The organism is Chryseobacterium sp. GVT01B (genome assembly GCF_019970045.1).
Classification (GTDB): domain Bacteria; phylum Bacteroidota; class Bacteroidia; order Flavobacteriales; family Weeksellaceae; genus Chryseobacterium.
Window position 1 is genome coordinate 573,555 of sequence record NZ_JAHXYI010000002.1, and the last position, 23,635, is coordinate 597,189.

The 23,635-nt window shown below is 33.7% G+C and carries 25 protein-coding genes and 1 tRNA gene; 14 read left to right on the plus strand and 12 right to left on the minus strand.

Annotation, left to right across the window (positions count from 1 at the left end; genetic code table 11):
* Positions 1-219 precede the first annotated feature (219 nt).
* The 7 genes from LC457_RS06000 (at position 220) to LC457_RS06030 (ending at position 5,614) form a co-directional block, all read left to right on the plus strand.
* Entirely contained in the window at positions 220-984 is a 765-nt protein-coding gene (locus tag LC457_RS06000; protein WP_223599057.1) for a hypothetical protein, read from the plus strand.
* Positions 985-1,767: 783 nt separating this feature from the next.
* Entirely contained in the window at positions 1,768-2,628 is an 861-nt protein-coding gene (locus tag LC457_RS06005; RefSeq protein ID WP_223599058.1) for a hypothetical protein, read from the plus strand.
* 79 nt (positions 2,629-2,707) lie between these two features.
* Positions 2,708-3,544 carry a hypothetical protein gene (locus LC457_RS06010; RefSeq protein WP_223599059.1) on the plus strand — a complete coding sequence of 279 codons (837 nt, stop codon included), beginning with the start codon at positions 2,708-2,710 and terminating at the stop codon, positions 3,542-3,544.
* Positions 3,545-3,581: 37 nt separating this feature from the next.
* Positions 3,582-4,457: a hypothetical protein gene (locus tag LC457_RS06015; RefSeq protein ID WP_223599060.1), complete on the plus strand. Its 876-nt coding sequence runs from the start codon at positions 3,582-3,584 to the stop codon at positions 4,455-4,457.
* Between the two features lie 171 nt (positions 4,458-4,628).
* Complete coding sequence (locus LC457_RS06020; protein ID WP_262904049.1) at positions 4,629-5,048, plus strand: transposase; 420 nt, start codon at positions 4,629-4,631, stop codon at positions 5,046-5,048.
* A 10-nt stretch (positions 5,049-5,058) separates the two neighbouring features.
* A complete protein-coding gene (locus tag LC457_RS06025) occupies positions 5,059-5,313 on the plus strand; it encodes a hypothetical protein (RefSeq protein WP_223599061.1) in 255 nt (84 codons plus the stop codon).
* A complete protein-coding gene (locus LC457_RS06030) occupies positions 5,273-5,614 on the plus strand; it encodes a helix-turn-helix domain-containing protein (protein WP_223599062.1) in 342 nt (113 codons plus the stop codon). The genes LC457_RS06025 and LC457_RS06030 overlap by 41 nt, the downstream gene beginning before the upstream one ends.
* 248 nt (positions 5,615-5,862) lie before the next feature.
* On the opposite strand, the gene LC457_RS06035 is transcribed toward LC457_RS06030, so the two are convergent.
* The 6 genes from LC457_RS06035 to LC457_RS06060 form a co-directional block, all read right to left on the minus strand.
* Positions 5,863-5,935, minus strand: a tRNA-Lys gene (locus tag LC457_RS06035).
* A gap of 253 nt (positions 5,936-6,188) precedes the next feature.
* Complete coding sequence (locus LC457_RS06040) at positions 6,189-7,100, minus strand: AraC family transcriptional regulator (RefSeq protein WP_223599063.1); 912 nt, start codon at positions 7,098-7,100, stop codon at positions 6,189-6,191.
* A 329-nt stretch (positions 7,101-7,429) separates the two neighbouring features.
* Entirely contained in the window at positions 7,430-8,974 is a 1,545-nt protein-coding gene (locus tag LC457_RS06045; RefSeq protein WP_223599064.1) for a hypothetical protein, read from the minus strand.
* A gap of 265 nt (positions 8,975-9,239) precedes the next feature.
* Positions 9,240-9,593 (minus strand): helix-turn-helix domain-containing protein, encoded by a 354-nt coding sequence (locus LC457_RS06050; RefSeq protein ID WP_223599065.1) that lies wholly within the window; start codon positions 9,591-9,593, stop codon positions 9,240-9,242.
* Positions 9,563-9,868, minus strand: a complete 306-nt coding sequence (locus LC457_RS06055; protein WP_308116397.1) for a hypothetical protein — start codon at positions 9,866-9,868, stop codon at positions 9,563-9,565. Before LC457_RS06055 ends, LC457_RS06050 begins: the two co-directional genes overlap by 31 nt.
* A 171-nt stretch (positions 9,869-10,039) precedes the next feature.
* Positions 10,040-10,864, minus strand: a complete 825-nt coding sequence (locus tag LC457_RS06060; protein WP_223599067.1) for a hypothetical protein — start codon at positions 10,862-10,864, stop codon at positions 10,040-10,042.
* Positions 10,865-11,499: 635 nt separating this feature from the next.
* Between LC457_RS06060 and LC457_RS06065 the strand changes: the two genes are divergently transcribed.
* The 6 genes from LC457_RS06065 to LC457_RS06090 all read left to right on the plus strand — a co-directional run bounded on the left by LC457_RS06065 (position 11,500) and on the right by LC457_RS06090 (position 16,473).
* Positions 11,500-12,279, plus strand: coding sequence for a PhzF family phenazine biosynthesis protein (locus LC457_RS06065; protein ID WP_223599068.1), 780 nt, complete (start codon positions 11,500-11,502; stop codon positions 12,277-12,279).
* Between the two features lie 41 nt (positions 12,280-12,320).
* Positions 12,321-13,229 (plus strand): 2-dehydropantoate 2-reductase, encoded by a 909-nt coding sequence (locus tag LC457_RS06070; RefSeq protein ID WP_223599069.1) that lies wholly within the window; start codon positions 12,321-12,323, stop codon positions 13,227-13,229.
* 31 nt (positions 13,230-13,260) lie between these two features.
* A complete protein-coding gene (locus LC457_RS06075) occupies positions 13,261-13,686 on the plus strand; it encodes a Rid family detoxifying hydrolase (RefSeq protein WP_223599070.1) in 426 nt (141 codons plus the stop codon).
* Positions 13,687-14,147: 461 nt separating this feature from the next.
* Positions 14,148-14,624: an ester cyclase gene (locus LC457_RS06080; protein WP_223599071.1), complete on the plus strand. Its 477-nt coding sequence runs from the start codon at positions 14,148-14,150 to the stop codon at positions 14,622-14,624.
* 160 nt (positions 14,625-14,784) lie between these two features.
* Complete coding sequence (locus tag LC457_RS06085) at positions 14,785-15,603, plus strand: alpha/beta hydrolase (RefSeq protein ID WP_223599072.1); 819 nt, start codon at positions 14,785-14,787, stop codon at positions 15,601-15,603.
* Positions 15,604-15,606: 3 nt separating this feature from the next.
* Positions 15,607-16,473 carry an alpha/beta fold hydrolase gene (locus LC457_RS06090; protein WP_223599073.1) on the plus strand — a complete coding sequence of 289 codons (867 nt, stop codon included), beginning with the start codon at positions 15,607-15,609 and terminating at the stop codon, positions 16,471-16,473.
* 132 nt (positions 16,474-16,605) lie between these two features.
* Here LC457_RS06090 and LC457_RS06095 read toward each other — a convergent pair whose 3' ends face one another.
* The 3 genes from LC457_RS06095 to LC457_RS06105 are packed head-to-tail and all read right to left on the minus strand — an operon-like array spanning position 16,606 to position 20,776.
* Positions 16,606-17,892 carry an alginate export family protein gene (locus LC457_RS06095; RefSeq protein ID WP_223599074.1) on the minus strand — a complete coding sequence of 429 codons (1,287 nt, stop codon included), beginning with the start codon at positions 17,890-17,892 and terminating at the stop codon, positions 16,606-16,608.
* A 42-nt stretch (positions 17,893-17,934) separates the two neighbouring features.
* Complete coding sequence (locus LC457_RS06100) at positions 17,935-19,266, minus strand: MFS transporter (RefSeq protein WP_223599075.1); 1,332 nt, start codon at positions 19,264-19,266, stop codon at positions 17,935-17,937.
* A 37-nt stretch (positions 19,267-19,303) separates the two neighbouring features.
* Positions 19,304-20,776: a nitrate/nitrite transporter gene (locus tag LC457_RS06105; RefSeq protein WP_223599076.1), complete on the minus strand. Its 1,473-nt coding sequence runs from the start codon at positions 20,774-20,776 to the stop codon at positions 19,304-19,306.
* A gap of 296 nt (positions 20,777-21,072) precedes the next feature.
* On the opposite strand from LC457_RS06105, the gene LC457_RS06110 reads away from it, so the two are divergent.
* Entirely contained in the window at positions 21,073-21,504 is a 432-nt protein-coding gene (locus LC457_RS06110) for an Rrf2 family transcriptional regulator (protein WP_223599077.1), read from the plus strand.
* 18 nt (positions 21,505-21,522) lie between these two features.
* On the opposite strand, the gene LC457_RS06115 is transcribed toward LC457_RS06110, so the two are convergent.
* The 3 genes from LC457_RS06115 to modA are packed head-to-tail and all read right to left on the minus strand — an operon-like array spanning position 21,523 to position 23,626.
* Positions 21,523-22,146, minus strand: coding sequence for an ATP-binding cassette domain-containing protein (locus LC457_RS06115; protein WP_223599078.1), 624 nt, complete (start codon positions 22,144-22,146; stop codon positions 21,523-21,525).
* Positions 22,143-22,826, minus strand: coding sequence for a molybdate ABC transporter permease subunit (gene modB, locus LC457_RS06120; RefSeq protein WP_223599079.1), 684 nt, complete (start codon positions 22,824-22,826; stop codon positions 22,143-22,145). The genes LC457_RS06115 and modB overlap by 4 nt, the downstream gene beginning before the upstream one ends.
* Positions 22,826-23,626, minus strand: coding sequence for a molybdate ABC transporter substrate-binding protein (gene modA, locus LC457_RS06125; RefSeq protein WP_223599080.1), 801 nt, complete (start codon positions 23,624-23,626; stop codon positions 22,826-22,828). Before modA ends, modB begins: the two co-directional genes overlap by 1 nt.
* Between the last annotated feature and the right edge of the window lie 9 nt (positions 23,627-23,635).

Consider the following 23,635-nt stretch of genomic DNA (forward strand, 5'->3'; position numbering starts at 1 on the left):
TTTCATTGGATAAAATTTCAAAGGAAATTAATAAAGAAGGACAACGTCATTTGATCGTGCTTTCCTTTGATAAATAATTTTTCCTGAGACCTCTTGATTTTTAATAATAGCTTTCAACTGAATGATCCATACAACAGAATTTGCTGTTGAGTAATCGGTATCATTTTCACCAAAATTATAATGAAACTGCATTTTAAGAACAATTGTAATAATTAGAATATGAAAAAAAAGGCAATCAGCATGTTAATTTTAATGATAGGATTAACTAAAACTTCTGCCCAAATTGGTATTAATACCCCGAATCCGCAAGCACAGTTTCACATAGACGGAGCAAAAGACAATCCAACAACAGGAGTTCCTACCGCTGTACAGCAAGCAAATGATATTGTGGTAACCAATCAAGGCAGATTGGGTGTGGGTATTGACACTCCTACAAACAATATAGATGTAGACAGCGGAATAGATGAAACCTCAGGGATAAGAATGCGTCGATTGCCCTCTGTAACGACACTTGCTACGGATGCCAATGGAAATGTTATTTCGGGAGCGTCGGAAACGGCAGGTGTTTCAGTTACAAAGCAAAGATTAATCGTACCTAACAGTAATGTTGTTGTAACCAGTGGTTCTGGCAAATATTCCTTTAGATATGCAGGCTATAATGCAACCACTTTATTAAACGGAACATGGCAAATCAGGTTAAATGATGGAGCTACACGACAATTTATGATCTGGGATGTGGAATTTGGTGGTGGTACCGACTCAGGAGTAAATGCTGCTGTATATAGACAAAGAACGACCCCTACGCTTATTCCTGGAACGTGGGTTAATTTAGACAGTAATATTGCTGGTGGTTCCCAAGAATATAATATTTATCATGTATATGATAGTGCTACTGGTACAATCATCAGATTTACCTGTACACTTTCTAATATGGGAACAACAACTGCTGGGATTAGAGAGGCTATGATTGTTGAAGAATTTTAAAATGTCTATTAAATTTAAAATCAATATAAAATAATACAAACCTAACAGGAAGATTTCTGTTCTCTACGATACTTCATAACCGAGATAATACGAGTGTTTATCTTTTTACTTTTTATGATATTCCAATATGGTTTACCTATAATGTAATTTTTATTTTTTTAATAATAAAGATTTAATTAGTGCTAATGGGGCAAAGTTTTGAATAAGCTTTGTCCTGTTTTGCATTTTAAACAGAAATCAATTAAGTAGAAATAGAATTTTCACCATCAATTTTAAAGCTGCTTCCTGCGATAAATATGGTCCATCAAATACATTCTGAAGAAGCAGAGGATTATAATGTAAGGTAAGCTTACAAAAACTTAAACCAGAGCGTAAATAAACTTGTCTTCTTTTTAATACAAACCTTGTCTTAATTTTCATACACCAATGTCTTAATCTTCTTACAAGATCAATTCTTCAGAAAAAACAATTAATCAATACTTTTGAACAGGCTAAAAACAACTTAGTTGAAAAAAAATTTATTGCCTTTAGTTGCTTGCAGGGTTTGCATTTATTCAGCTGTTCCCCAATAGATATAATAAATGCAAAACCTCTGTAAGAAGGTACTAATTATACTTAAATGCACCAATAGTAGAAGGAAACTAAATCAATAGGTCTCTAAGTCAGAGTTATTATGCTGTCTCTTACAAATTCTATTATAAAAATCATTTTATAATCTAACTAGTAGATTTAAGTATTTCATTACCTAAAATAACCACAACATTTAAAATAGATACAAAAAAGATGAAAAAATTATACACAGCAGCATTATTACTGATAGGTGGATTAATCTTTTCCCAAGTGGGGATTAACAGTATTGATCCGAAAGCAACATTAGATATTGCTGCAAAAAATGCAACAGGTACAATAACGGATACAGATGGAATCCTTATTCCACACGTCGACAGGGAGCGCGCACAGAATATGGCTGCAGTAGAAACTTCCACCATGATATATGTGAATGATATATCAACAGGAACAAACTCCGGAAAGGCTATTCGTATTGATGAAGCAGGCTTTTATTATTTTGACGGAATTGTTTGGCAAAAGCTTGATCTCAATAATCATTCATATTCTTTAGGAGATATCCAATATTCTGCGAGAGCAACAGATCATGATGGTTGGTATCTTTTGGACGGCAGACCTGTTGTAAACCTTCCTGCAAATGCCCAGTCAGCCGCTGCAAACCTGGGGCTGACAGGTAATTTATTCGATGCAGTCGATAAAACACTGAAAGCAAAGAGCACAACCGAAAGCATTGGTACCGTGGGAGGAAATACTTCTTTCACAATTTCACAAAGTAATTTACCCAATATAGCGCTGGCTGGGACTGCAAGCGTAACAATAAATTCGGCAGGAAGCCATGCCCATGGTCCCGATAAAGGTACGGGTTTTTTAATTACCGGATTACCTGGAGGAGGATATGGAGGCGGGAGTGCCGGCTCCTGGGGAGGAACTGGTGTGGCTACTACTACAGCAAGTGCAGGAGGGCACACGCATACTTTATCCCAGGCAGTAGCTATTCCATTGGGAGGATCCAATCAACCAATTGATAACAGATCTGCCTATCTGGCTTTGAACACTTTTATTTATTTAGGTGAGTAAAACTATCATTATAATCAAAAATTTATCAGCTATAGTGAAAAAAAAAATAAATATATCATCAATTGTATTTCTTACAATTGTGAATATAGCAAATGGACAAGTGGGAGTTTATACTTCGACTCCTCAATCAACATTAGATATCAAAGCCATAAATCCTATAGGAACATTTACTAGCACAGATGGAATTCTAGTTCCTCGTGTTGATCGCCAGAGGGCACAGAACATGGCTTCTATTGAAACATCTACTGTCATATACATCAATAATTCCACTACGGGAAGCCAGACAGGAAAAGCTCAGAATATTGATAATACCGGATTTTACTACTTCAGTGGAAGCCTATGGGAAAAATTGTTTTATACCGATAAAAGCTCTCTTACAGGAAATATAAAATATTCAGTGAAAACATCTGATCACAATGGATGGTATTTATTAGATGGAAGAGCTGTTTCTGCTTTCCCAGCTGCAGTTAAAGCCAAAGCGGAGGCTTTAGGTTTTACTACTAACATTCCTAATGCATCTGACAGAGTTTTAAAAACAAAAACTGCTACCGAAAGCCTAGGCACTGTGGGTGGTAACAATATGCTTACCATTTTACAAAGCAATTTACCCAATATAACGCTTTCAAGCAATACGAGTGGGACAACAACTGCATCGGGAGCTCATGCACATAGTCCTGCTGTAGGAAGTGCTTTCTTGCTTTCAGGAACAAGCTTTGGAAACAATGGGAATGGCTATGGTAATGCCGGAAACGGTGCATGGGGAGGAGTAAACGCCAGAGGCAATACAGCTGCTGCAGGAGCCCATACCCATACATTCAGTGGAACGGTAAGTACTCCTTTAGGCGGAGGAGGTCAACCAATTGATAACAGATCACCTTACTTATCTGTAAATACTTTTATTTATTTAGGTGAATAACTGTTATTATTTTAAATACATTTTCAAACAAAAAATCATGAATACAAAATCATTATTATCAATTATATTGTTGATAATCTTTAATATAGTCTATAGTCAGATCGGAATCAATACAACCACACCTCAGTCGACCCTGGATATTAATGCCAAAAACCCTACCGGTACTGCAACCAATACAGATGGAATGCTCATCCCTAGAATAGATCGCCAGCGTGCACAAAATATGGGAATCGTAGAAATTTCCACAATTATATACATCAGTGATTATACTACAGGCAGCCAGACGGTAAAAGCCCAAAATATTGATGCCAACGGATTCTATTATTACAATGGAAGTGTCTGGGAAAAAATCAACAAATCTCTTTTATCATATCCTGTTGGAACTATTACGCAGTCATTTAAATCAGCAGACTACAATGGATGGTTTTTGTTAAATGGGAGAGCCATTTCAACGCTTCCTGTTAGGGCACAAGTAGCCGCGGCCAGTTTAGGTTTAACCACCACCCTGTATGATGCCACAGACAGAACTCTAAAAACTAAAAATGCAGCGGAAAATATAGGTGATACAGGTGGGAGTAACTCAGTTGTCATCTTACAAAGCAATTTACCTAATATCAATCTGACAACTAGTGTTAGCGGTACTGCTTTGTCTTCAGGATTACATGCACACGGCACAGATACGGGAGGCTCATTTTTATATGGTGGCACAAGTGTTGGTAACAATGGTACCGGGCATGGAGGAAGCGCAAGTCCCGGCTTATTCGGAGGTGTAGGAGTAGGTAACACAGGAGTCTCTGCAAATCATACCCATACATTTACAGGAACAACAGCTACAAATTTAGGTTCCGGTCAATCTTTAAATAACCGATCAGCCTATGTTGTGGTAAACACTTTTATTTATTTAGGACAATAAAGCATTTTAACTAAGGTGACAATATGCTTTAAAGTCCCATTTAATACTAGCATAGCTTTTATACAAAAACAGGTGAAGATTTAATCCAAAAAGGCTCCACTCTAATTTCATAAGAATCTAGTAATAGTACATTATATTATTGTGAAAATAAAATCAACAAAATCAAACAGTATGAATATTGATTTTAAAAATATAAATATCGGGAATCTTATTGAAAAAAGAGTGACTGAATGCCAGATAGAAATGGATCGGATATGTAATTTTTTTAAGTGTGACGAACAGGAAATTACAAGAATATATAAGGAAAAAGAGTTGCCAACGGATCATCTTTTAAAATGGAGTAAGTTATTGGAATATGATTTTTTCAGATTGTATTCGCAGCATTTAATTTTTTATTCTCCCACGAATAGAATTGGTAAAAAAAAATCCCAAAAGCTCCCGTCATTTAGGAAAAACATTTATACAAAAGAATTGATTGCATTTGTTCTGGAGCGAATTAACCAAAAAATAATGAAACCTCAAGAGGTCATTGAGATTTACAAAATTCCTAAAACAACTTTATACAAATGGCTGAGCAAATATAATATGTAATGGTATGATAATGAAAAAAGCAATACGGGATAAACTTATCCTTAACAAGAATTTTTTTGGTTTGTCAAAGGATCAGGTAAACTTTTCATTAAATGAATATTTGAAGGTAGAACTTGATAATGACTGGTATTACTTAATAGGTAAGAGGTTCTATAAAAAGAATATTATTCTTTATTGCAAATTTAATGAAGAGAAAGTAGAAGAAAAATATATTATAACAACAGATGAAAAATCAGCATTGTCCAGACTATTCAAAAATTTATAGTGATATTATTGAAAGTAAATATCCGGAAAAGAAACAACAATGCGTATTCTTTCTGAATAAAGAAAAACTTACTGCAATGGACGTATTAAAATTAAACACTCTTATTTTCGGGAATGAAGCGGATCCGGAAGCGACGGGAGTTAATCAGTTCAGGTCTTATGACCAGGAAACAATAAGGTTGATTCTTGAATACCAGATTAAGAATAATCTAAATAATTTGCAGACTGCAAAACATTTTAGAATAAGCAGAAACTCACTGGCAAAATGGAAAAAAATGAAGAATCAACAGAAAATAGATTAACCGTAAAATTAAAAGAAAGTCTTAAATAAACCCAAGACAAAGAAAATTTCAAAATCTTAGTGAGAAATCGAACTTTTGAAAAACCTCACGGGATAAAACAAAAAGCATTTTTTTAGAAAATTTTGTTCAGGCTTTTAAAGAATATAGCTTAAAAATCCAACTATAAACATTTCAAAATTAATGCATTGAAATACAACAACATGCAGGCACAAAAAAAGGAGACAAACTTTAACAGTTGTCTCCTTAAGTGACCCGGCTGGGATTCGAACCCAGGACCCATACATTAAAAGTGTATTGCTCTACCAGCTGAGCTACCGAGTCGGCCACTTACTTTTTCAAGTAAATCCCTTTGTTTAAGGGACTGCAAAGATAGAAACTTTTTCTTTATTTACAAGACTTTCCAGCGATTTTATGAACCAAATCCTGCTAACCTTTACAATATCAGATACAAAAATTTGATGCTCTATTACGGAGCATATCATTTAAACTTCAAATATTATAAAAAATGGATTGCTCAATTTGAGTAATCCATTTTTAGAAATCTCCTCTAATACAGATTTTAAATACATTTATTTTAATATAAATCTCCTTTTTTATATTCCTGTGGAGATTTTCGGGTATGTCGTTTAAAAAATTTACTGAAAGTAGCCTGATCCGGAAACTTAAGCTGTAAAGCAACCTCAGTAATATTAGAATTTGAATTTTTAAGCAAAAGTCTTGCCTCCAATATCAAAACCTGATCAATAATTTCTTTAGGCGATTTGCGTAGGGTTTTATTAATAATGCTTGTAAGATATTTACGGCTGATATACAGCTGATCTGCATAAAACTGTACATTATGCTGCTCTTTAAAGTGCTTGCGAACTAAAACAAAAAAATCAGTCGTAATTTCATCTTCTCTATCGCTAATACTTTTAATTTTTTCAGTTTTTTTTAAGTGGTTATCAATCTCATAGATAATCAGTGAAAAATAATGCCAGATCATTTCCTTGAAATAATAATTATTCTTTTCAGCATTATTCAGATTTTCAAGTTGTTCAAGATGAAATACAACCTTCCTGAATAAATCGGGTTCATTCTTAATAAATATTGCCGGATCTGAAGTGAATATTTTAAGAACATCAATTGAATTAAATCCTGATTCAGAAATAAAATCGAAAGAAAAGAATATATACTTGGCATTATAATCTGCAGAAAGATGATCCATCCAGAAAGTTTCCCCTTTCGGACAAAAGATCATATCTCCGGCAGCAATTTCATACTGCTGATCCTTCATCGTAAATCCAATACTTCCTTTTTTAACCAGAATCATACAGTAATAATCGGCCCGATAAGGCATATTGAGTTTAATAGTATGATCGTTTTTACTACTGTTCATAACAATAAATCCTTTAACCCTTAAATCAAACCCCACTTGCTGAAGCAGCTCTTCAAAAGTGAAATAAGAAATAAGATCAGACGATGCAGCCCTGGATTTTCTAGACATTGAACATTTAATTTATTAATAACAAATTTAACACTAAATCCCTAATATTCATCGGATTGAACAAAGTAAAAATTAAAGTCAATTCAAAGCTAGTACATCAACAATAATATTATTAAAATTATTGTTTCCTGATGATTTATTTACGTCAGACGTTGTCTGAAAATCTATCTGAAAATAGTAATATAGATAAAAAGCCTGGAAATTCCAGGCTTACACTGCGAATGAAAAGTACATTATCAATAAAAATAATCCTTATAAATGATTTTATATCTTCTAAACTATAAAACAACAGAATTGCATATTTTTAATTTCTTGAATATGTATATGAACTACCCAATATTAAACATCCAGGTATAAATATTCGCATTTGTACTGATATCCAGCTTCTTCCGGATTCTATATTTTTTACTGAATACTGAGCTTGTGGAAACATTCTTATATTTGGCGATTTCCTTGGTATCGAATTTCAATTTTATGAGTGCACAATATTCAAGGTCGGAATGGCTTAGTTGAGAATTTATGGTTAAAAGCTGTTGATTGAATAATGGGAAATGCTCATGAAATTTCAAATGAAAGGATTTGTCATTATTATGAACAAGTTCGATAAGTTCTTTTAAATCCTCAATTTCCAGTTCCTGCCTTTCTTTTTCTTGGGGAGAGATAGCTTCTTCAAAGGAAATATTATATTCTTCAACTGGCAATTCATTTTCAGCATTTCTTATATACTCATTTTCCTCTTCATCCCTACTTTTTCTAAAAAAAATATATGCTGTTCCTCCAACCCCTAATAAACAAGGTAGAATAAATAACCAATAACTATAATTTAAATTCTCTTTCTGACATTTCACCGTATCTCCGTTTGCAACAATAGTATTTAATATTTTTTTCTCAGAAGAAGATATGCTGTCCGTTATTTTCTTTGCCTTTGTTGAATACACAGCTTCATTCTTATAATCCTGCAGCATCCGATAAGCTTCCGCCTGTCCTGAATAAATATCTTCTAAAGCATTTGTATAAATCTTATATTCATTAACAATCTGTCTAGATTGATTAAAGTATTCAAGAGCTGTGTTATAGTTTTTCTTTTTATTTTCTATATTGCCTTTAAGTAAATAATAATAAATAAACTCTGACTTGTCTCTTTCATTTTTCATATAAATTTGAAAATCATTAAGGTATTTTTCAGATTCTGAAATTTTATCAGTCCGAAAATACTCTTTAGCCATGTCCATTGCAAATGAAGCTAAATAAAGGGGTTTGTAAGAGAAATTATAATTCATTTTTTTTGATTCCGAGTACCCTTTATTAAGATATATGAGTATAGAATCATAATGGTTCACATTTCCTTCCTGCCTGATATTTCTAGCCATACTCCTGTAAACAGCCGCCTTCTTTACATGTAAATCCTGACTCGGCAATTTATCAGCAAGTTCTAAACTCTGTTGAAGGGAATAACGGGATTTTTTTGTGTAACCCATTTCACTATAAATCATTCCTTCACCAAGTAGGAAGCTAGATAAAGCAACATTATCATTTTCTTTACCTGATAATACTTTACCTTCTGAAATTTTCTTTAAAGACAGCTCATAATTCCGTTCATTCATATATACTTCAGACATCTTCAAAATAGCCTGAAGCATGCCTTTATTATAATTGATTTCTTTAGACTGGTAATAAATTTCTGTACATAATCTCAGAATTTCCTTGCTTCCTTTATCTGCATATACATTCTTGTCTTTAATTATATTACCGAGACTATCTATACTTCTTCGTCTTGCTTTATCTTGTGAATAAAAGGCAGTACTGAACAGAATAAATAACAATAATAGAACAGTTCTGATATTTATAACAGAACATAATTTATGTGCATCCATAAAATTACAGACGACAAAAATTAATTACCATTTTTAATTGCCTATTTTTAATACAATTTTTTTTTGCTTCCCTCTCTGGAATTATTTCTTTTTTCATCATTTATGTAAATTCAAGGGTACAAAATTCGTTATAATAACAATTACGAAAAATATAAAAAAGACATTTTATCTTATCAAAAAATGTCAAAAAAACCTATTTCAAGCAATCACTCTAATGAAAAGCAAGAACAATTAGCAAACAAATGAACATTTTACATTATGAATTTCACAATGTAAAATGTTTTTTCCATTTAGCAACTGTATTTCTGCTTAGTCTGAAATGATTAGCTAACTGAGTATTTGTCAGATTATTCTTTCTCTGATAATCTAACATATATAAAACTGAATGTTCATCATAAGAACGGAGTTTCTGATTGTAAATCTCCATCTTTTCATCCTGAGTATTGAAGATGGAATTATTGATTCTCAAAACATCAAGCATATATAAGTCTTCTTTTTGCAATATTTCTGAATACCATTCTTTTTTCTCAGGAAATTTTTTATCAATGATATCCTGAAAAATCCGCCTGTAGTCAGGACCTTTTATGCTTATATCTTCTCCTTGTATTTCTCCAGCCATTTATATAATGTTGTTTTAGGAATTCTATAGTCTTCCATAATCTGATTTTTAGTCTTTTCTCCTAACCTCACCTGCTCAAGTATAAACAAAATAATTTCCTGGGTATACAGATTTTTTCTGAAGACAGGAAAATCAGAATTATTTCCTTTTTTTGTCTTACTAATATCTCTACCGCTATAGGTTGGTGGGGAGTAAAGCATCAAATGCTGTGAATAGAGCCTGAAAAAATCATATTCAAGCAGTTTGCTCCATTTCAATAAACATTCAGAATTCATAGTATTCTGCTTGAATACTTTTTGTATCTCAGGTTCGGTAGCTTTAAAAAAATTACAGGTTCTCTCTATGGAAATACCCGTTGATTTCCATTTTATTTCTATTAGCTCTCCTATATGTATATTCTTTAAGTAATCCATAGAATACCCCGTATTACTCTTATAATTTATTCATTAAAGTGGTTTTCTGAAAACCTGAGCAGACATAGTTCCTCGACCCCAATTAAAATTACCCCCAGTAGCAGAGAACATATTAAATATAAAAGTTTCTGCATTTGTACCTTGGCTCTTTTCTATATACCCATTCAGATTGTATGTTACAGTTCCAACAGTGCTTGTATTATTAGTAACAGTTTCGACAAATGTTGCACCAACACTAGTCATTATATAACTACCACTAGTTTGGTTAAAAATCTGGTTTATAGAATATTTTCTGGACCCGCCTTGAGCTTCAACTCCGTTTCTTAAAAAGCGTACTCCCATATAACCACCAAAAGTATCAGAAGCAGGCTTAGAAAACCCTATTGGAGTGGAGTAAGTTACAACTATCTGAACCGTGCTCATTGCAGGAATTGCCACGGTTAATCCTAATGCAAGATCTATATTATTAACGGTAGTACCGGAAGCAGGAAAAACGTATTGTATACTATTTGTTGCAGTTGTTGAATAAGCATTATCCAATACGTAATTGACACTATATGGAAGAAATGTATGCCAGCTAGGAGCCACGGCAGTACCAGAATTCGTATAGAGACCTGTCCCACTTGATAAATTACTATTAGTATTATAAACGAACAATCCATTTGCCGGTGATGGAACTGTAGTCCCATCAGTTAAACTTTGCAAAGATACTCTGGGAATTAATAATCCTTTATTCGCAGAATTAATATCTAAAACTGCAGAAGGATCAGGGTTGTTTGTATTAATTCCTACACTTCCGGTTTGTGCATTTAAGCTGAATCCATAGCACATTAAAATGCTGATAATAATTTTTTTCATATCTGTTATCTTTATGACAGCAAAATTATTATCAATTCATTTATCTGAAAAAAAAACCATTTGTTGATGTTTGCCAAGATTTGTCAAAATTTGTCAAACTGTATTTTCTCATTGCATACAGCCTCTTCATTGCTATATTTTAAACCTTTAAATCATATAAACCCAATTCTAAAGAAAAATCAACTCATAAAAAATTCCAAAAAAAATAAAAGTATGTATCTATTGAATATTAGTTATTTTATCAACACCCAACTCAAACGTCAACAAACAGAAAATTTCAACAAATATTGACATCAGACAAACTAAACATAAGTAAAAATATCCCAATATATTTGCACAGGGAGTTTAAAGTCACCCTCATTAATAAACACATGATTTAATAGTCCGGGAAAAAACACACAACATGGACTAAAATTTTTTAGAAAGAGCAAATATGTATTCTAAAAACTCAAAAATGAAAAAAAATTGGAGTCGTTTTTACAGCTTGTAAAAACGGCTTTTTTCTCACAGGAAAATAGAAAGATTTTAAGGTAAATAAAATCAATAGCACCTGTATCCTGTTAAAACACAATACCTGTATCTGCTTTGAATAATCAGACTTTAATAATTTTACCGGCAATACAAAAATTTTGAAAATGAAAATATATCAAGTAGACGCTTTTACAAGTGAAGTATTTAAAGGAAATCCGGCTGCGGTCTGCCCACTCACCAGTTGGTTAACTGATGAAATATTATTAAAAATTGCTGCAGAAAATAATCTCTCAGAAACTGCTTTCTATGTAATTAAAGAAAACAATGTAGAAATACGCTGGTTTACTCCCAATACAGAAGTAGACCTTTGCGGGCATGCAACTCTTGCAACAGCATTTGTTCTTTATTATTATGAAAATTATCAACGTGATCAGATTGAATTTCATTCTCCCCGAAGCGGACTCTTATCAGTGGGAATAGAAAATGGCCTTTTTACATTGAATTTCCCGGAAGATGAATTCTCCGAAGTTTTCTTAACTCATGAACTTTTATCTACCACAGACAAAACCCCTATTGCTGCATATAAAGGAAAAACTGATTATATGCTGATATTTGAAAATGAAGAAGATATCAGTACAATGAAACCCAATCTCCCAGGAATAGCTGCTCTACATGCAAGGGGAATTATCGTAACAGCAAAAAGCAAGAAATATGATTTTGTTTCACGTTTTTTTGCTCCCGCCGTAGGAGTAAACGAAGATCCTGTATGCGGATCTGCACACACTACATTAACACCTTATTGGGCAGCTCAGCTTAATAAAAATGAACTTTATGCTTTTCAACCGTCTCAACGTAGTGGTGAGCTTTATTGTAAGTTATTGAACAAGAGAATTGAAATTGCTGGAAAAGCAGCATTATATCTGAAAGGTGAAATTTTTATTTAAAACACTATTATCCGGATCGGATAACAAATACTTATAAAAATATGAAAATCTCCATTATTGGAACAGGGGCTGTAGGAAGTTATTACGGAATTATGCTGGCAAACGCAGGACACCATGTTGATTTTCTCCTTCGCAGTGATTACGAATATGTGAAATCCAATGGGTTGAAGCTTTATTCAAATGCACATAAAGATATTATTCTTCCCTCTGTAAACGCTTACAAAAGCACTAAGGAAATGCCAAAATCTGATATCGTAATCGTGGCATTAAAAACTACTCAGAACAATGAAGTACTCCCTAAGATACTCGCTGATATTGTGGATAATGACAGCATTGTAATTCTGGTGCAAAATGGTTTGGGAATGGAGGAAGACTTGTCTGCTCAATTACCTTCTTTACAGCTTGCAGGTGGTGCAGCCCTTATATCCAGTCATAAAACTCAAAAAGGGACGGTGATTCATCAAGATTACGGAAACCTTGACCTAGGAAGTTATAATCTTCAGGAACCTTCTCTATTGGATAATTTTTCTGGACAATTAATAAGTTCAGGTGTCCCATCATCTCATCAGTCTTTAAAAAAACTCCGTTGGAAAAAACTTGTATGGAATATGACTTTTAACGGTTTATCAGTGGTACTGGACAAAACAACAAATCAGATACTTGATGATCCTAAAGACCTGAAGCGGTGTAAAATAATAATGAAAGAAGTTATAGAAGCGGCAAAAGCCTGTGATGTTTTATTACCCGAAAATTTTGATCAGGAAATGATTGCTTTTACACAAAAAATGATCCCTTATGCGCCAAGTATGAAACTGGATTATGATTTTGGACGGCCAATGGAATTACAATACATCTATGAAAAACCTATTTTATTTGCCAGAGAGGCAGGATACAATATGGTTTATACAGAGGAATTATTTAATGAATTGGTACAACTTGAGAAGGTTTAATCCTGTTATTTCATTTAAAAACTGAACAAAAATGTTAAAATTCATTCCGTTATTCTTATTAATAGCAAGCAATTTAATAATCAAAGCACAAAACACTATGGCAAACAAAGTTCCTTATACACCCTCGTTAAAAGTAGGCGAAATGGTTTTTATATCCGGACAGGTTGGAATCAATCCTGCTACATCTCAACTTTCTGATTCAACTTTTGAATCGGAAGTGAAACAGGTGATGGAAAATCTTAAAATTCAGCTTGAAATTTACAATCTGACATTCGACGATCTTATAAGTACCATCATATATTTAAAAGACATGAAAAACTACAGCAGATTAAATGAAGTATATGGTAGTTATTTTAAAACCAGGTTTCCAACCAGAACATGTATTGCTGTTGCAGATCTACCCGCAAATGCTTCTGTAGAAATATCCGGGATTGCACATTTTAAAGAGAAAAAATAAAATTTCATATCATTAACAAATTCATCCTGTTTTTTATTTAGAAGGTGAGAATGGTATATCTTTAAGTATATCATTCTCTTATTTTTATAAAATAGCTGCAATAAAAAAATTTACTCTATTTCTTACTGTTCACATTTATAAAATAGAACAAAACTCTATTATTGATAGAAAATGACAAATTTCAACAAATAATGACAATGATTTTTAATACTAACAAAAGGCATGATTGTTAAGTTTGTACTCATTTTTATAATCCTTCATTTATATTCTTAGGATCACTTTATTTGGTATTCACTGGCATAATAATAAAACTTGTAACTTCTAAAAAAATAAGACTTAGTGATATCTGATTTCAAAAATTGATTCTCAATTAGATTTAATTGAGAAATAATATAATTCCAATTTAAAAATAACATTCAAATCAATAATATTACAGTTCAAACAAATTAGTTATAAAATTTATGAGAAAAAGTATCAATAAAATAATTCTAAGTGGAATAATTTTATCTTCAGTCCTATGCTTTGCGCAAAATACCCAAACAAAAATTGATTGTACTGATATTAAACAAGCACAAAAAAATAAAGAGATTGTATTGAGCTTTTATCAGCAGATGTTTGGAGATAAAGATATATCTGCAGTTGATCGGTATGTGGACAAAAATTATATTCAACACAATCCAAGGGTAGCTGATGGTGCAGATGCGTTTAAAAAAGCGGCAGAAATATGGTTCAAAGGTGCTGAAAAAGTAAAAGTTGACGTTCAACATGTTGCAGCAGAAGGAGATTTTGTTTTCGTTCATATTAAAAATAAAAACAAGGATGGTTCGTTGAAATCTACAATGGATATTTTTAGAATGCATGACGGAAAAATAATGGAGCATTGGGATGTCCATGAAAATGTACCACAAACTTCAGCAAATCCACACCCAATGTTTTAATAAAGCATTTTCCAAGACCAGGTTTCTATCACAGAAGCCTAGTCTTACATAGTTAAATATTACAAATGAATTCAGGTATTCACTAAATTTAACAGAGAAAGTAAGAAATGAATTATATGTCATGTAAGCATCTACTCATACTACTTTTAAAAATTATTGTATGAAAAAAATCATCAACATAAGCTCACGATTATTCCCTAATACAATGGCTTATTTTGCTTATAAAACATTAACAAATCCAAAACTAAAAAAAAGTAATATTCATGAAATAGATATTCTGGATAAAGCATATAAAGAGAAAATACTATTCAGAAAGTTCAATATCCAGTTTTATCAATGGGGAGAACCCAATAATGATCCTATTTTACTTATACACGGATGGGAAGGACATTCCGGTAATTTCGCCGATATTATTGAAAGTCTTGTTGAGCAGAATTATTATGTGTTAGCATTCGACGGACCTTCACATGGTTTTAGCACAAAAAAGCAAACCAACCTTTTAGAGTTCAGTGATCTTATTATTTTTATACTGCAACAATACCGCATTAAAAAAATTATCAGCCACTCGTTTGGATCTATGATCACAACCTATGCGCTCAGCAGGATTCCTCATTTTGAGATTGATAAATATATTCTGATGACTACTCCTGATACATTTCTGGAGCGCATAAATTCCATTTCTTCTCAAGTGGGAATCAATGAAAAAACAAAACAGATCCTTATCCGAAAATTAGAAGCAGAATTACATACAGAAGTCACTAAAATTTGTGTCAGTAAGTTTGTAAAAGAAATCCATGTAAAAGAAGCTTTGATACTGCATGATAAAGAAGATAAAATTATTCCTATACGGCAGGCAAGAATTGTAAATGAAAATTGGATCAACGGCAATCTTGAAGAACTTGAAAATACAGGTCACTTCAGGATATTGAAGGAACCGTTTGTAATGGAACGTATCATTAATTTTTTAAAGTCTAATTAAAATATGAAAACGGAAAGCTTTGAAACAATATGTGAAGACGGTGTAAAACTTAAAGGAATCCTTTTCACCCCGGATACCCCTAAAGCAGTCATTCAATTTAATTGCGGCACCGGAACAAAAAAAGAAATTTATTTATCTTTCCTCACCTATCTCGCAGAAAATGGCTTTCTGTGCTGTCTTTGGGATTACAGAGGAAGTGGAGATTCTTCTTCTGAAAATTTAAAAACATGTGAATTCACATTTTCAGACTATGGAGTAAAAGACATGCCTGCTATCAAAGATTTTCTGAACAAAAAATTCCCTGATCTTCCATTTATGATTGTGGGACACAGTGCCGGAGGACAACAAATCGGATTTATGAAAAATCTGGATAATGTAAAAGGAATGATTAATTTTGCAGTATCAGCCGGCTATTACCACAATATGCCATTTTCTTACAGAATGAAAGCTTACTTTTATTTTTACATTTTTGCTCCAGTCAGTGTTTTAATGACCGGATATGTAAAAGCTAAAGCCTTTGGATTAATGGAAAATCTCCCTAAAAATGTTGTATCTGAATGGCGTAACTGGCTAGAGAAGAAAGATTACTTTTTCGATCCGAAATTCTATGGCAAGACTGTCCCTGTAGGTCATTTCAAGAATTATACATTCCCTATTCATTTATACTGGACGATAGATGATACAATATCAAGCGAGAAAAATACTGAATCTTATTGGCAGCATATTAAAAGTAAGGAAGAAATATCTTTTACAAAACTGGTTCCTTCAGAATTAGGGTTGAAAAAGATTGACCACTTTGGTTTTTTTAAAAGAAATATGAAGGATAAGCTTTGGGAGAATGTTGTCAGTAAATTAAATAGTTTTCTTTAAAATTACTTCAGATAATACCTTTCTTACAACTAAATAGAACTCTGCTTCAGAATGTATAACTATTCCCAAAACAATCATGTATCTTAAAAACAGAAAGAGTAATGATAACCACTACTCTTCTCTTTTTATTCTTTACTTTAATTTGAAATTAGGAGCAATCTTAATCCCTAACCAGGTCCATGTCTGTAAATTTTTAGGATCAGGAACATTTTTAACAAACTTCATACTTTCACCTGTGAACATAAATGAATGTCCAAGATTTGCAGTAATCACTTTTCCGAATGTATGGGTAAAAACCATGTCTAATTCGCTTCCCAAATAGGATGAATATTTTTCTCCTGCGTTATTAAATCCTAATTTTCCGTTTGAAGTAAATACATGGAAATTGGTTTGCAACTGGGAATTGGAACTGATCTTAAAGTTTGATTTTAAATAATAATCATTCAATCCAAAGCTGTTGAAATGACTGTTTCCAAGGTAGAAATAATCCATATAACCATTATACAAATGGTTGGTGCCATACAAAGGACTAAAAGACCTGTTCTTACCGGCTTCAGTATCATAGTCCCCTCCTGAAAGCCATTCTGTTCCGGCAACTAGATTGAACTTCGGATGAATTATAAAATCGGAATTGACAGAAAACTGGTATGCAGATTTACTTTGGGCCTGAGTATTTTTCCCGGTTTGATAATATGCAGAACCAAAAACGCCAAACCTTTCGAAATACTTTTTGGCATTCACCCCAAAAGTTATCATGTCATAATGGGTACCTGAAGGATTCTGAAGCACATTATTCATCGCAATAGCGGAAAATTGAAAATGATCTTTTCCCATGTATTGGTAATGGATAATTTGAAGAGATTTTGTGATTTCACCACTTTCAGCAATGCTGTAGATTTCTTTTTCAGGGAGGTCATTGGTGTCATTATCGTCATTATTATACGTTACAACAGCTTCAATTCTGGCATTCGGATTGATTTTGTAAGCCGCTTTCAAAGCATCAAAGCTTCTTCCCTGCATAGCCCAATCAAGCGCACCTACTAAACGTTCGTTATCATAAGAAAGAATCTGTCTACCAAGTTTCATTGCGAACTTGTCTGAAAACTGATATTTTGCCCAGGCCTCATTCAAGGTAAAATTTTGATTTTTCCCAGCGGTAGTTGTTTTTTCTCCCCATGTTCTTACATCTTGTGCACTGATATAAACTTCCAGTCTTTTGTAATAATAATCGATTCCGAAACGGGCTCGTGAGAGAACTGTAGTTTCAGCAGATTTTCCTCTTGGAATTAAGGTTTTTACCCCATTATCCAGTTCTCCTCTACTTCTCAGATCAAAATTCAATTTTAAACTATCCATTTGTGCATTCGCATGGCTGAAAGCTAGAACTAAAACTCCAGCCGCTATTATTTTTTTTAACATCTTTAAACAATTTATATTGCGCTTTTTTAATTATCTACAGGTCTAGCAAGGTCTTTCACAGCCTTTTCTTGTATAGAAATACCAATTCACAAAAGTGGCCATCACGCAGCCTGCGATAAGAAACCAGAAAAATAAACGGGCATCACCGGAAATAGCTCGGGACTGACTGATCAGCACGTTGAAAACAAACGGACCAAAAGCAGCCACAGCAGCTGTCCATCCTATCACACCAGCTGCTTTTCTGGGAGAATTTGAAAAAATAACCGGATATTGTTTAAAGGTTGCGGCATTTCCAATTCCAGTAAAAAAGAATACACAAAGAATAATTGCTAAAAATCCATTAAAATCATTTTTGCTGGTAGGTGTTAGATATCCACCAAAAATCAAAGCCAGGAAAAGAAGAATTAAGCATAATCCTGTAAGCTGTGTAAGAAATGCACCTCCTATTTTATCAGCCACTTTACCAAAAATAATTCTGGTGGCAGAACCAATAAGGGGACCATAAAATGCATATTGCAAAGGATCCAGATCTTTATCTAAAGGAACATACAGGTTTTTAATCATTAATGGAAAAGAGGCAGATAGACCTGCAAAGATTCCAAAAGTCATAATGTAGGTCATTGTACAGTACAGGGTATGTTTATCCTTGAAAATATCCAATTGTTCTCTGAAAGTAGCCATCACCGGAATACTTTTTAAAGAACACCAAGCCCAGATACCTGTTATAAATAAGGGAACAACATAAATAAATGCAATATTCTCAAGATAAATTTTCTTACCAGTAGCGACAATTGTTTCACCTCCTCCAAGGAACGAGAATATTGTCAAACTCATGATGAGTGGAGAGAGCAACTGTACAAGGCTTACTCCGAAATTTCCAATCCCAGCCTGAATTCCCAATGCGGTTCCTGCTTCTTTTTTGGGAAAGAATAAAGAAGTTGAAGGCATATAAGATGAAAAATCTCCACCGCCAATTCCCATTAAAAAGCCGATAATCATGAAATACTGGAAAGAAGTATCCGGATTCATTACTGCAAACCCAAGCATGAGCAGAGGTATGATTTTAATAAAAGTGGTTATGGAAATTACTTTTTTGGTGCCATAAATAGGAATGAGAAAGGTATTTACAATCCTTAATATACCACCGGCAAGGCCAGGCATTGCTGCAAGCCAGAAAAGCTGATCATCTGAAAATTGATAACCAATCTGTGGAAGTTTAATGACAATAACACTGTATAAAAACCATGTAGCAAAAGAAAAAAGTAATGCTGTAGTAGTAATTGTAAGTGTCTTCCAGGCAATTTTTTTTCCTGTAGAGTTCCAGAACCCTTCGTCTGAAGGATCATAGTTGGATAACCATTCTGAGTTATTCATCTGTAGTGATATTAAATTAGAAATTTTTGTATTATGATCAATGCTCAATTCTATCTTTGATATGAGGAGCCTCCTTGTACGTCATATGTTTGATAACATGATTCATCCAGAAAAGAGAGATGGCTGAAATGATGAATACAAAGATCCACGAGCTGGTCCACAATCCCGAAAAATCAAGGAGATACCCAAAAAGAATAGGTCCGATAAAACCTCCCAGTCCTCCTATAAGTCCGACCATACCGCCAACGACGCCTATTTCATTTGGAAAATATTCAGGGATGTATTTATAAACCGCTGCTTTACCAATCCCCCACATAATTCCAAGGAGAATAACCAGAACAGAAAACACCCAGATGTGAGCTTCAAATTTGATAAGTGTGTGACCTTGTGCCAACAATTGTTTTTTGTTTACCTGCTGGTTTTGCTTCACTAAAACTTCCTGCCATGAAAAGGATTCGGGAAGTACTGATGTATGTTCAGGAATTTCGGGTTTGGATTGGATATTCAGAACTTCCTGTTCTAATACAATTTTATTGGTTGAAACCTCAGTAACTATTCCTGTTTTCTTTGCGGTGATTCCTTTACCCGGTGTCAATATTTCCATTTTAGGAAGCATAAGAAAACCGCTCAGAATAAGAGAAGAATAAAGCACCCAATTCATTACTTTTCTTGCTCCGAATTTATCTGACAAGTAACCTCCAAAAGCTCTTATAACTCCGCTTGGTAAACTAAAAGCTGAGCTTAAAAGCCCTCCAAGAATCAATGACGTTTTATAAACATTGACATAATAAGGAAGCAGCCATTGAGAAAATGCTACAAACAATCCGAAAACAAGAAAATAATACAGTCCGAATCTCCATACTCTAAGCTTGGAAAGCGGAGCCAGAAGATCTGACATTGTTTTATCCTGTACTTCAGCTTTTTTATTTTTAACAAAGAATATAAAGATCAGTCCAATCAGGATGAGTATAATTCCGTAGATGACAGGAAGCATTCTCCAGCCGTTTTCCGGATCAGTTGCAGACAGATAATTCAGTAAAACGGGTGCAAAAAATGTAGTTAAGGCAGCACCGGCATTTCCCATTCCGAAAATCCCCAACGCTCTTCCCTGCCATTCTTTCGGATACCATACAGAAGTAAAGGCGATTCCTATGGCAAATCCGGTTCCTATCATTCCGAATAAAGCACTTAATAAAAAATAAATCCAGTATGAATTCGCAAAATAAAGTAAGAATAAAGGGATGCTGCAAAGTAACAGTAATGTTGCGAATACAGGTTTTCCCCCATACTTATCCGTTAGAATTCCTAAGGGCAGCCTCATGATAGAACCGGTAAGAATGGGTATTCCCAGAAGCCAGCCTGTTTCTACTACCGACCAGTTAAAAATACCATTATCAACCAGATAAGTTACCAATACCCCATTCATTGTCCAGCATGCAAAGCAGATTATGAATGCCAGAGTATTCAGGAAAAGGACTTTGTGGGCAGAGGCTAAAGAATTTTCTATCATCAATCTATATTTTGAATTTCAAAATTACTTTTTAAATAAGACAAAAACATCCTATTTAAAATTATTTTTCTGATTTCTGTCAAAAATCATAATCATGATCTTTAATAAAAATATTTCACATTTGTTAGAAAAAAGGTATTGTGAAATGTGAATATGAGAGAATCACACAATAAAAAAGCTTACAATGAGTAGAATACCTTAAACCTCACTTTATTTTATAGTTACTTTATTTCAGGCAGGATTTTGTATTTTTGTACTTTAGATATTATTCTTAGCTTAAATAATTAGATAAAATAATGCTGATATTTTCATATACATGTCAATACGCCATCAAAGCCTGTATCGTGCTGGCGTCCGAGAGAAAAAAAATAGGAATAATTGATATCTCTGAACAGATTGGTACGCCTACTCATTTCACCTCGAAAATTCTTCAGCAGCTTACCAAGAAACAACTGATTTCTTCCGGAAGAGGAAAAGGGGGCGGATTTTATCTCAATGATGAGCAGTTTGAAAGACTAACCATTCAGGATATATACGAAAGTCTTGAAAGAAAAGGAGTTTTAACTTCATGTCTTTTAGGTCTTAAAATATGCAGCAGCGAAAATCCCTGCCCTATTCATGATATGGCTGTAGTAGTGAAAGAAAAAGTAAAAATAATTTTCGATTATAAAATTAAAGATTTGAAAGATCTCGGAAGTGTAATGAAAATGATGGAGTATCCCGGCTAAACTCATTAGTTTAAAAAATCATCTGATAACCATTTTTTTATGAGCATAATCTTCAAACTCATTTTCGTTATGACTGATGATAAAAAAGGTTGATCCCTGATTGATAGAAGTTTTCACAATCTCCTCTTTCATTATCTTCCTCATTGAAGGATCAACAGCTGAAAAAGGTTCGTCTAAGAGGACAACCCTGGCATTCTGAACCAATGTTCTTGCCAACGCAACTCTTTGCTGCTGACCACCGGAAAGCCTGGAAGGAACTGCGTTTTCCAGATTTTCCAGATTAAATATTTTCAAAAGATGATTAATAATCTCTTCATCCTTCTTTTTCTGCGCAAATTCAATATTTTTCTTTACAGTCATATTGGGAAACAAAGCATAATGCTGAAACATCAATGCAATATCGCGTTTTTGAGGTGGCAGAAAGGTTTTGCCTTTTGTATTAGTTAAAACCGTATTATTTACTGTAAGGAGTCCGGAATCCGGAGTTATTAATCCTGATATAATTTTAAAAAAAGTAGTTTTTCCAATTCCAGAATCTCCGGAAACATGGATGATATTTCCTTTTTCAAATTGCTCATTAATCTCAAGAAACTGATTTCCAGAGGAGGTAAAAATCTGATGTTTTATATTGATCTCAATCATCGGAATGTTGTCATATTAACTTTACGGTTGATACTATAAATCAGCACTAAAGTAAGAAATGAAAGAATAAAAAGTACAAATGCATATCGGTTTGCGGCTTCAAAATTGAGAGCCTGAACCTGGTCATATATTGCAACGGATGCAATTCTGGTTTCTTTAGGAATGTTTCCGCCCACCATAATGACAATACCAAATTCGCCGATACAATGTGCAAACGTAAGAGCAATTCCGGTAATAACGGAAGTTTTTATGTTGGGAAGAAGAACTTTAATCAGCGTAACGATTTTGGATTTACCCATCGTATAGGAAGCCTGCCTCAACTCGTCGGGCAATGACGAGAAACCGTTCTGAAGGGGCTGAATCATAAAAGGTAAGTTGGCGATAATACTTGCAATAACAATTCCGTTAAATGAAAAAGCAAGCCGGACATCAAAATACTGCTCTAAAAATTGTCCAAAAGCATTATCAGGACTGAAGGCTACCAAAAGGTAATACCCCATCACCGTTGGCGGCAAAACCATAGGCATACAAATGAGCGCTTCAACGATAAATTTCAGTTTAAACCGTGAATAGGTAATCCAGTAAGCCACTGGGATTCCAATTATGACCAGAATAGTAGTGGTCACGAGTGCCAATTTTCCGGTGAGAAGTAAGGTATAAACAAAATCCTGATCCAGCATTAGAATTTAATTACAGGTTTATAGCCATATTTTTTCCAGATTTTTATTGCTTTTTCACTCTTAATAAAATCGAAAAAAAGCTGTGCTTCCGTTGTCTTTTTCCCTTTCAGAATAATACCGCTTTGCGGAATTGGTGATGATTCCTGTTCTGAAAGCTCATAAAATTTTCCTTTTCCCGTCATTTCTTTGCCTACCGCATTAGAAAGTGCTACAAAAGCAATATCAGCATTACCGGAAGAGGCAAATTGTGCTGCCTGATTAATGTTTTCAGCCCACACAATTTTATGTTCAATCATCGTATATAAACCGGATTTTTTTAAAGCTTCAACAGCATTTTTTCCGTAAGGAGCCAATTTTGGGTTGGCAATGGCTATTTTTTTAATATTCGGATTTAATACTAATTTCAAACCTCCCGAAACGTCTAAATTTGAGCTCCACAAAGCAATTCTTCCATACGTGTAGACTGAAGAATTACCGAAAGTTTTATTGTTACTTTTAAGCTTTTCAGGAAATGAAGAATCTGCTGAAAGAAACAGATCGAAAGGTGCCCCATTTATTATTTGCTGAACGAGCAATCCTGAAGATGCATAGCTAATTTCAACTTTTCTGCCAGCGTTCTCTTTTATATAGGCGTCTTTAAATTCTTCTAAAATATCTCTGAGATTAGCAGCCGCAGCAACAGAAATTACAGAACTCCCAAGATTATTCTTACTGTCTGATTGTTTTTTTTTGCAACTGAGAATTACAAATGAAATTAAAAATATACTTAATACAAATTTTAACTGAGTCCATTTATTCATAACATTAAC

What these genes read in the sequence shown, in the direction of transcription:
- modA (WP_223599080.1), bottom strand. Translation starts at nt 23,626, where the DNA reads ATGAATAAATGGACTCAGTTAAAATTTGTATTAAGTATATTTTTAATT.
- LC457_RS06090 (WP_223599073.1), top strand. Translation starts at nt 15,607, where the DNA reads ATGAAAACGGAAAGCTTTGAAACAATATGTGAAGACGGTGTAAAACTT.
- LC457_RS06115 (WP_223599078.1), bottom strand. Translation starts at nt 22,146, where the DNA reads ATGATTGAGATCAATATAAAACATCAGATTTTTACCTCCTCTGGAAAT.
- LC457_RS06095 (WP_223599074.1), bottom strand. Translation starts at nt 17,892, where the DNA reads ATGTTAAAAAAAATAATAGCGGCTGGAGTTTTAGTTCTAGCTTTCAGC.
- LC457_RS06060 (WP_223599067.1), bottom strand. Translation starts at nt 10,864, where the DNA reads ATGAAAAAAATTATTATCAGCATTTTAATGTGCTATGGATTCAGCTTA.
- LC457_RS06080 (WP_223599071.1), top strand. Translation starts at nt 14,148, where the DNA reads ATGAGAAAAAGTATCAATAAAATAATTCTAAGTGGAATAATTTTATCT.
- LC457_RS06105 (WP_223599076.1), bottom strand. Translation starts at nt 20,776, where the DNA reads ATGATAGAAAATTCTTTAGCCTCTGCCCACAAAGTCCTTTTCCTGAAT.
- LC457_RS06015 (WP_223599060.1), top strand. Translation starts at nt 3,582, where the DNA reads ATGAATACAAAATCATTATTATCAATTATATTGTTGATAATCTTTAAT.
- LC457_RS06085 (WP_223599072.1), top strand. Translation starts at nt 14,785, where the DNA reads ATGAAAAAAATCATCAACATAAGCTCACGATTATTCCCTAATACAATG.
- LC457_RS06000 (WP_223599057.1), top strand. Translation starts at nt 220, where the DNA reads ATGAAAAAAAAGGCAATCAGCATGTTAATTTTAATGATAGGATTAACT.
- LC457_RS06055 (WP_308116397.1), bottom strand. Translation starts at nt 9,868, where the DNA reads ATGAATTCTGAATGTTTATTGAAATGGAGCAAACTGCTTGAATATGAT.
- LC457_RS06100 (WP_223599075.1), bottom strand. Translation starts at nt 19,266, where the DNA reads ATGAATAACTCAGAATGGTTATCCAACTATGATCCTTCAGACGAAGGG.
- LC457_RS06040 (WP_223599063.1), bottom strand. Translation starts at nt 7,100, where the DNA reads ATGTCTAGAAAATCCAGGGCTGCATCGTCTGATCTTATTTCTTATTTC.
- LC457_RS06045 (WP_223599064.1), bottom strand. Translation starts at nt 8,974, where the DNA reads ATGGATGCACATAAATTATGTTCTGTTATAAATATCAGAACTGTTCTA.
- modB (WP_223599079.1), bottom strand. Translation starts at nt 22,826, where the DNA reads ATGCTGGATCAGGATTTTGTTTATACCTTACTTCTCACCGGAAAATTG.
- LC457_RS06005 (WP_223599058.1), top strand. Translation starts at nt 1,768, where the DNA reads ATGAAAAAATTATACACAGCAGCATTATTACTGATAGGTGGATTAATC.
- LC457_RS06050 (WP_223599065.1), bottom strand. Translation starts at nt 9,593, where the DNA reads ATGGCTGGAGAAATACAAGGAGAAGATATAAGCATAAAAGGTCCTGAC.
- LC457_RS06025 (WP_223599061.1), top strand. Translation starts at nt 5,059, where the DNA reads ATGAAAAAAGCAATACGGGATAAACTTATCCTTAACAAGAATTTTTTT.
- LC457_RS06110 (WP_223599077.1), top strand. Translation starts at nt 21,073, where the DNA reads ATGCTGATATTTTCATATACATGTCAATACGCCATCAAAGCCTGTATC.
- LC457_RS06030 (WP_223599062.1), top strand. Translation starts at nt 5,273, where the DNA reads ATGAAAAATCAGCATTGTCCAGACTATTCAAAAATTTATAGTGATATT.
- LC457_RS06065 (WP_223599068.1), top strand. Translation starts at nt 11,500, where the DNA reads ATGAAAATATATCAAGTAGACGCTTTTACAAGTGAAGTATTTAAAGGA.
- LC457_RS06070 (WP_223599069.1), top strand. Translation starts at nt 12,321, where the DNA reads ATGAAAATCTCCATTATTGGAACAGGGGCTGTAGGAAGTTATTACGGA.
- LC457_RS06075 (WP_223599070.1), top strand. Translation starts at nt 13,261, where the DNA reads ATGTTAAAATTCATTCCGTTATTCTTATTAATAGCAAGCAATTTAATA.
- LC457_RS06020 (WP_262904049.1), top strand. Translation starts at nt 4,629, where the DNA reads ATGAATATTGATTTTAAAAATATAAATATCGGGAATCTTATTGAAAAA.